The following is a 6,815-nucleotide window of genomic DNA, read 5'->3' on the forward strand; positions in this document are numbered from 1 at the left end:
ACAACCGCCGGCCAAGGCTGGAAGGAGATAGAATATGGCAGATACGACATTCGGACCTAAAGGTTGGACACCCGAGCGCCTCGGCGACCAGTCGGGCAGAACCTACATCATCACCGGTGCAAACGCTGGCGCAGGCTTTCAGGCCGCGCGCATCCTTCTCAAGAAAAACGCCAAGGTGGTCATGCTGAACCGCTCTACCGAGAAATCAGAGGCGGCAATCGCGGACCTGAAACAGGAATTCGGCGCGAAAGCAGATGTGAGCTTCATCCGCATGGACCTGTCCGTTTTGGATAACGTGCGCGAGGCTTCCGAAGAAGTTCTGAAGACGGTGCCTCGGATCGACGCGCTGATCAACAATGCGGCCATCGCTCAGGTGCCGACGCGCAAGCTGACCGTCGACGGGTTCGAAAGCCAGCTTGGCACCAACCACTACGGACATTTTCTGCTCAATGGTCTGCTCTTTGACCGCATCGCGGAATGCAAGGGCCGGATCGTGGTCGTTGCGAGCCTCGGCTACAACATGGGTCTCAAAACAATCAAGTTCGATGACATGAACTGGGGTGAGGGCTACGGCGCAAACGCCGCATATTCGCAGAGCAAGCTGGCGCAGATGATGTTCGCCTACGAACTGCAGGACCGTCTGGCCGCGGCGCGGCGCACCTATGTTGAGGTCTACGTTTGCCATCCCGGCTCATCGGCGACGTCTCTGATCACAACAAGCGGCAGCCGCACAATGCGTTTCATCTGGTGGCTGATGACCAAGACGCCGATGGTCCAGACCGCAGAACAAGGCTCATACCCTGAGGTCATGTGTGCCACCGAAGAGGCTCTGAGCGCGCAGCGCGCCCTTTATGGACCGACGGGCCGTCTGGAAGCGGTCGGCCCGGTCGGCAAAGGCACACTGAACGCGCATGCCCATGACAAGGCTGTTATGTCGCGTCTCTGGGAGGTGTCCGAAAAAGCAGTTGGGTTCGAGTGGAACCTCTGATCCCATTGCCACCGGAACCGGCAAAGCAAATGCAGATCGGTTCAGCCTAAAGGACGCGGAAATATGATCGCAGCGCGCAGTAAGGGTCGCTTTTTGAAAGACGGCCCTAGGCTCCAAAGAATGCTCAATTCCCCCTAACTCCAGTCAATTAGCCTCCGCCTCTTTGAACGTAAGTATTGCTGTAACGTTCGGCAACGTTATCTACGTCGCACGTCAAAGTCTCGCAGGCTTGTTTGAGGGCCAGATGCCTCAATCATACCTTGCATGATCAGATGCTGAAGCCTCCCAGATAAGAACACATCACCCAACAAGTTGTGTTCGTCGCATCGCCCCATGGCCGTACCGACAACGCGCGCAGCAGGTGTCCAGTTTGTTGCACAGCATGATAAAAGTAGACTGTCATAGAGATTGTCGGAAACATCGACGATCTTGCCTGCTTCCCATATACGCAGTGTAGCACCACTGTCTCGCAGGCGCAGAAAATCAGAAGAAAGTGTTGCTCTTGTGACCGGGTCTACCGCTTCGCGTTGATCAAAAAGGCTCGCCAGTAAAGCCGGAGTTTGCGGACCTATATACGGCAGTGACTTTAAGCCAGTCGTTCCAACTCGGGTCACCGAACCTTTGAAAAGGCGCAGGCCATGACATGCCATCTCCAAAAACGTCCGCTCTGATGCATTCTCACCCGCCCATATGCAAACTTCCGGCGTGAGATCCTGCGTCAAATGGGCCGAGATCCGGTCGAAATCGACTAGTGACGGAAAGGGATCGTCAGGCAACTGGCCATAGTTTTGGAAAAGCTCTCTGAAATATGCCGCCCGCGATTGTTTGTCGTTCAAAGGCCCGTGGCTCAGATCATCATCGAACACATCCACGTGCCCTGTCAGGCCGTAAGTTGCAACTGCCGCGCGTAGACAACCTCCGGCACTTCCTCCCAAAACCAGATGTAGATATGCGGGCTGTGACATTGGTTACCTTTGGCTTAAGAGCGCGATTTGGGTTGTCAGGGGACACGTCCCGGCTTGGGGGCACGCAGCTTGAAGTAAATCATTTTCCGCGCAGTTTCCCAGTCTGAATTTTTCCACTTGCACATGAAACTTGCACTGCCGCTGTTTTTCGTAAGCCTTTCAAGATGTAAATATAGGACTGCCAGAGCAAAACGAGGGGTTTTACAATGGGTTTCACGCAATCGGTCATGACCTGCCTGTCCAAATATGTCGTGTTTTCGGGCCGCGCGCAGAGATCAGAATATTGGTGGTTTGTTCTGTTCGTCGTCCTGGTCAGCGTTGGGTTGGCGGTACTCAGTTCGGTCCTTTTTGGCACTGATCCGGAAACAGAAGAGGGATCGAACTTGTTGAACTCCGTTTTCCAACTGGCGATGTTGCTTCCGATGCTCGCCGCGGGGTGGCGTCGATTACATGATACAGGTCGTCCTGGATGGTATCTTCTCCTTCCAATGGCCTTCAGTATCGCAACGATGTTCATGCTGCTGACCGGGGTTGCAGTTTTTTCAGCGCTCGAAACTGGCGTTGAAGACCCTGAGACTTTGAGAGAACCAGCAGCCTTTCTCGGTGCAACCGGTTTGATGGTCATGTACGCGATTCAACTTGTCCTTTCTCTCTTGATGATCTGGTGGCTTTCGCGACCCTCACAGGAAGGAACGAATGAATATGGCGCACCGTCATAGCATTACATGACCACTCACTGGCACCTCAATGCTGGAGAACCATTATTGCCTCCTCGTACGAGGAACTTTGGGAGTTAAAAATGAAAAACACTTTCTGGTCTGCGTGTCTGATGTGTTGTCTGTCGGCGGCCCCTGCACTGGCCGAATGGGGCTTCAGCGGCAGCCCGTTGCCAAATGCATTTATTCAGACAAACAACATGACGCTGGAGTTGCAGTGCGACAGGATCAGGTTCGCCCCGGCCGGGTATGAGGATTCGCAGGATATCGTACGAAAGAACGGCCTTTCTTTTCGTTTTCTGATAAACGGATCGCAAGAAGTTGCTGCTTTTCAGATGGGACGCGAAAACTCGTTCGTCCAGATCGTCGACAACTATCCTGTCGAGATCCAGTTCAGCGACGAGGCGGATTATGCGTTCGTCCTCGACCAGATTGCCGCAAACGCCACCCTGAACCTGTCGATGGTAGATCAAGACGTCAGCTACGGCATTTTTGATCTTAAGGGATCAGGTACAGCCATCCAGTCACTCCGGGCCGAATGTCGGGCATTGGACCAAACCTCCGCGCCTATGGAGGCACCAGAAGGCGTGGTCTATTGCGGCGGCGGTGGGGTCAAACGGCAAATCGAGTTCGTGATCCTCGATGATGCCAATGATGAGTGGGACGCGCGCGTCACCGTGAACGGCGAAACCCAGCGGGCAATGACCTCATACAGCTATTTCGGCAACTCCGAATTGGTCAAGGACTTCGTTGTTGCCCTACTGGCGGAGGATCGGGCCGAATTTCTGATCTTCCGGAACCAGAGGAAAAACTGGCTGGAGTTCGGCGATTATCGGTACGACCAATGCAACTGATGCCGAGATCGAGCGCCGAATCCAGCCTTGTTTCGATTGTCAGGATGCATTTCTGCGCGTTGCTTGCGACGGCTTTAACATTGCCGCAGCCTGCCAGTGCTTCAGAGATATCTGAGCTCCCGGCGCAGCTTCAAGAAAAGATCAATCAGGCGCAACAAGCCTGCTCTGACTTTGAGAACGGTGAATTTGCATTGGAATGGGGCGCTATTGTGCGCGTGGATCTGGACGGAGATCTGAAAACTGACTGGGTGTTGAACGAGGTGTTCTTTGCCTGCTCGTCGGCCGCGTCCCTGTATTGCGGAACTGGCGGATGCATGTCGCACTTCCTTGTGGGTGATGTCATTAGCTCTATCCTCAACCAAGGTTGGGATGTCGTAGATCTTGGTCCCAACCGTGTTCTTCTCACCGATGTTCACGGGTCGCAATGCGGCGGGATCAATCCAACCCCATGTGTCACTGCAAGCGCCTGGGACGCAGAAGATGGCATTTGGCGTAGCACAGCCGCGGAATGGGAGAAGTAGAATGGCAACAACTATTCACTTGAAGCAGCTATTGGCATCCTTCTTTATCTTGCCAGCGACGCTTTTACTCACTGGATGTATTGAGGCGCCGGTTGAGGTTGCGGTCAGCGAACCGGACCCCGATCTCGTCTTTGTTCGCGGCTACCGCAGCCCGTCGGATGAATGCCAACTTGTCGGCGAAAGCGCATTCACCGTAGACTTTCTTGATGATGCCGCCGATCTTGTAGCGTGTCCGACGGGCAGCTCAGCAATGCAAACGCTTATGGCTGAGACGGGATCACGCATAGTCACCCAGACGAACAGCTTCTCGTTCTTCAGCTTGCCCTACCGCTGAACCTGTAAATTCAGGACGGACTCCCAATTCTGGAAAGTGGGCCTGTCACACGTCAGGTAGAGTGAAGACCTGTCTTTGCCACGATGCTGGCGTCAGCCAAGTGATCCAGCCTACGGCATCCGCAGAGCGGACCTTGGTGCAAACCGCAGCGAATGGCCGCAATCCGCCGTTACTGCCAAAATGTGTATGCCGCAGCATCTGTCACAAAGGCCTCAGTGCAGTCATTCGCTGCAACTTGCTTGAACGACTGCTTTGCGGAAAATTTTTACTGAAGCGGGAAATGCGTCTTCTTGCTTCAGCCCGTACAAGTGTTGCTAAGAACGCTTTTCTACTAGGTGCGCGATACCCGAAGCCAGTAGTCGTCTCGCCTCGTAGAGTTCACGCTGGCCAGACATCAGGTTTGGAGGCAGAGCACCTATCTTTTCAGAATGCTTGATCGATATCTCTAACCTATCAGCCGCTTCGATTGCTTCTTTTAGTGCAGCCTTGATGGCGGTCCTATCAGAAATGGGCAGGCGAGTTCCAGCCATTCCTCCGCTGTCTGTCCATGACCCTCTCTTCATTTTTGTTCCTCGCTCAGGCGGCCCCATTTTGGTAGCAGTGACTTATCAATTGCGGCGGTCGTTCTATCCGTACGTCGCATTTCCTCGACCTCTGCACGGAGTGCGGACAGTTCTTCAAGCCCTTTGAGCTGGGCATGACGACCCAAGACATCCTGAAGAAGCCTTGCCTGTTGCAAGCTGATTTCGCCCCGCGATGCTGCATTTGTGGTCCGCTCTGAAGCGACAAGGATATCTTCAATTGAGCTCAATTTGTTCCTGTCAGCCAATTGAACGAAGTCAGAGCGTGCAGGAGGCCGAACCCGATCAACGAGCCATTGGGCTACGGTTGGATTGCCGTTATCAAGCTCGTCGGAAATTACGTCAGTGGCGCGCCCGAGCATCTCTTCAAGCCGTTCTCCCGCAAGCCGTGCTGCGCGTGCTTTAATGCCATTTGCACCCCGCGGTCGGCCGGTTGACTTTGGCGGTTTGTGCCCGGGCAGGAACTTGCCATCCGGGCCGCGTTTAGCTTGTTGCTCGTCATGGGGCATAGAACCGTCAATCTCGTCATTTATACGTCAATATTACTGACATAATAGCTTAACTTTGCGTTCTTGTCACTGTCTTGGGATTGACCCGTGGGTTACGGAGTTCGAGAGCGAGGTGATCCGCTCCTTCGAGTGAAAAACCAAATCGGCTGTTGCATTCCCACAAAGAAATCAAGACGTGAGGATGCCTCCAAGGCCATCTGGCATCACATGCTCAACGCTCAATTCCTTAGTTACAAGACATGCAACACACCTAGGATGCTCCCACTCAATTCTCAATTTCCATTCCTCAGTGTTGAACGCACGTTGGCCAAGTTGTCTGGATGAAGGAGATAGCACCGCGCGACAGCAAGGTTTTGGACTGCCAAATTGGTTTCATTAGCCCAATTGACAGCAGTTGAAGTCAGGAGAATTCAGTAATATGTGGGGTTCTATGTGGGGGTGAGATGTCCCAACTGGTGGAAAACGCAGCGTTTTCAATGAGGGTATGGTGGCCCTAGGCTCCACCAAATCTCCATGATGGTACGAGCACCAAAGTTTTTCCTTTTTGGCAGCAGCATTTTCCTTTGGGACCGAAGCGGCCTTAAATATTCCGTGCAGCAAATGGTCGGAATGAGCCCTTACTTGACCTTGGACAACACCCAAAGTCTCGCTCGTGCAGCAAGTCGCGAACCGCACATTCCTGACGTTCAGAACGAGGTGGCAAATAGCAGGTGAGCGGACGAAGCTGTCGTTGCACAGCTTTGAGCCAGATTTTATGATTAACGCCAAAAGCCTAATGAGTATAAGAAACCTTGAATGCAGGATGGCCATTGAAACTTCTTACTCAACTGATGGCTTTCGCCACAATTGTATCCGCTCAGACAAGCTTTGCAGAAGGCACTCGCTTTGGTCGCCTTGACGGGTCGTACCTTATCGCCAACCTTGAAAAGGAAGAGATCTGGTCTGCAGAGTTTAGTGAGGCATTTGTCAAGTACACCTGCTTAGAATGCGCTTCTCCCGTCACAGCCTACTTGGAAGCCATCACGCCGTACACGTCTGAACACTAGGGAAGTACGAACGAAAGATACCTTTCCGAACGAAAGATTTTTTGTGCGGAATTGGTAGTAAACAGCACCGGTCGATGCCTGAGTACAAGGTCAGCACGTATGCGCGGAGGCGCTCTGTTAGGATTTGTTTCTGAGCAACAAGTTGGAAGTCAGCGCGAGATCGAGATCGTGTTCTTTTACTATGAAAGAGAGTTTGGCCCTGAATTACTGCGAACCAAGATATCGTGTCCGTCTTCAGAGTTTTTCGGAGAGCTGAGGCGTTTTCGTAACGGAGGCTCTGGTTCGATTTCTGTTTGAGTTT

Annotated in this window: 7 protein-coding genes; 5 read left to right on the plus strand and 2 right to left on the minus strand. The window is 53.0% G+C overall.

Annotation, left to right across the window (positions count from 1 at the left end; translation table 11 throughout):
- The first annotated feature begins 34 nt into the window (after positions 1–34).
- Complete coding sequence (locus tag AC2FI8_RS23280; protein ID WP_282169977.1) at positions 35–988, plus strand: SDR family oxidoreductase; 954 nt, start codon at positions 35–37, stop codon at positions 986–988.
- Between the two features lie 197 nt (positions 989–1,185).
- Here the strand turns inward: AC2FI8_RS23280 and AC2FI8_RS23285 are convergent, their stop codons facing one another.
- Complete coding sequence (locus AC2FI8_RS23285) at positions 1,186–1,953, minus strand: DUF3658 domain-containing protein (RefSeq protein WP_282169978.1); 768 nt, start codon at positions 1,951–1,953, stop codon at positions 1,186–1,188.
- Between the two features lie 227 nt (positions 1,954–2,180).
- Here AC2FI8_RS23285 and AC2FI8_RS23290 point away from each other — a divergent pair, with 227 nt between their 5' ends.
- From AC2FI8_RS23290 to AC2FI8_RS23305, 4 genes are all read left to right on the plus strand, one after another.
- Positions 2,181–2,672 carry a DUF805 domain-containing protein gene (locus tag AC2FI8_RS23290; RefSeq protein WP_496723428.1) on the plus strand — a complete coding sequence of 164 codons (492 nt, stop codon included), beginning with the start codon at positions 2,181–2,183 and terminating at the stop codon, positions 2,670–2,672.
- Between the two features lie 80 nt (positions 2,673–2,752).
- Positions 2,753–3,523 carry a hypothetical protein gene (locus tag AC2FI8_RS23295; RefSeq protein ID WP_496704868.1) on the plus strand — a complete coding sequence of 257 codons (771 nt, stop codon included), beginning with the start codon at positions 2,753–2,755 and terminating at the stop codon, positions 3,521–3,523.
- The gene (locus tag AC2FI8_RS23300) at positions 3,523–4,044 is read left to right on the plus strand and encodes a hypothetical protein (RefSeq protein ID WP_496704870.1); all 522 of its coding nucleotides are present in this window, start codon (positions 3,523–3,525) and stop codon (positions 4,042–4,044) included. Before AC2FI8_RS23295 ends, AC2FI8_RS23300 begins: the two co-directional genes overlap by 1 nt.
- Position 4,045: 1 nt before the next feature.
- A complete protein-coding gene (locus tag AC2FI8_RS23305; protein ID WP_282169982.1) occupies positions 4,046–4,378 on the plus strand; it encodes a hypothetical protein in 333 nt (110 codons plus the stop codon).
- Positions 4,379–4,937: 559 nt separating this feature from the next.
- Here the strand turns inward: AC2FI8_RS23305 and AC2FI8_RS23310 are convergent.
- Positions 4,938–5,321 (minus strand): hypothetical protein, encoded by a 384-nt coding sequence (locus AC2FI8_RS23310; protein WP_282169983.1) that lies wholly within the window; start codon positions 5,319–5,321, stop codon positions 4,938–4,940.
- Positions 5,322–6,815: the final 1,494 nt, after the last annotated feature.

It is taken from the genome of Ruegeria sp. CDSB029 (assembly GCF_059611125.1).

Excerpts from the sequence above, each read along its gene's own strand:
- AC2FI8_RS23300 (WP_496704870.1), top strand. The coding sequence starts at position 3,523 with ATGCCGAGATCGAGCGCCGAATCCAGCCTTGTTTCGATTGTCAGGATG.
- AC2FI8_RS23290 (WP_496723428.1), top strand. The coding sequence starts at position 2,181 with ATGACCTGCCTGTCCAAATATGTCGTGTTTTCGGGCCGCGCGCAGAGA.
- AC2FI8_RS23285 (WP_282169978.1), bottom strand. The coding sequence starts at position 1,953 with ATGTCACAGCCCGCATATCTACATCTGGTTTTGGGAGGAAGTGCCGGA.
- AC2FI8_RS23280 (WP_282169977.1), top strand. The coding sequence starts at position 35 with ATGGCAGATACGACATTCGGACCTAAAGGTTGGACACCCGAGCGCCTC.
- AC2FI8_RS23310 (WP_282169983.1), bottom strand. The coding sequence starts at position 5,321 with ATGCTCGGGCGCGCCACTGACGTAATTTCCGACGAGCTTGATAACGGC.
- AC2FI8_RS23295 (WP_496704868.1), top strand. The coding sequence starts at position 2,753 with ATGAAAAACACTTTCTGGTCTGCGTGTCTGATGTGTTGTCTGTCGGCG.
- AC2FI8_RS23305 (WP_282169982.1), top strand. The coding sequence starts at position 4,046 with ATGGCAACAACTATTCACTTGAAGCAGCTATTGGCATCCTTCTTTATC.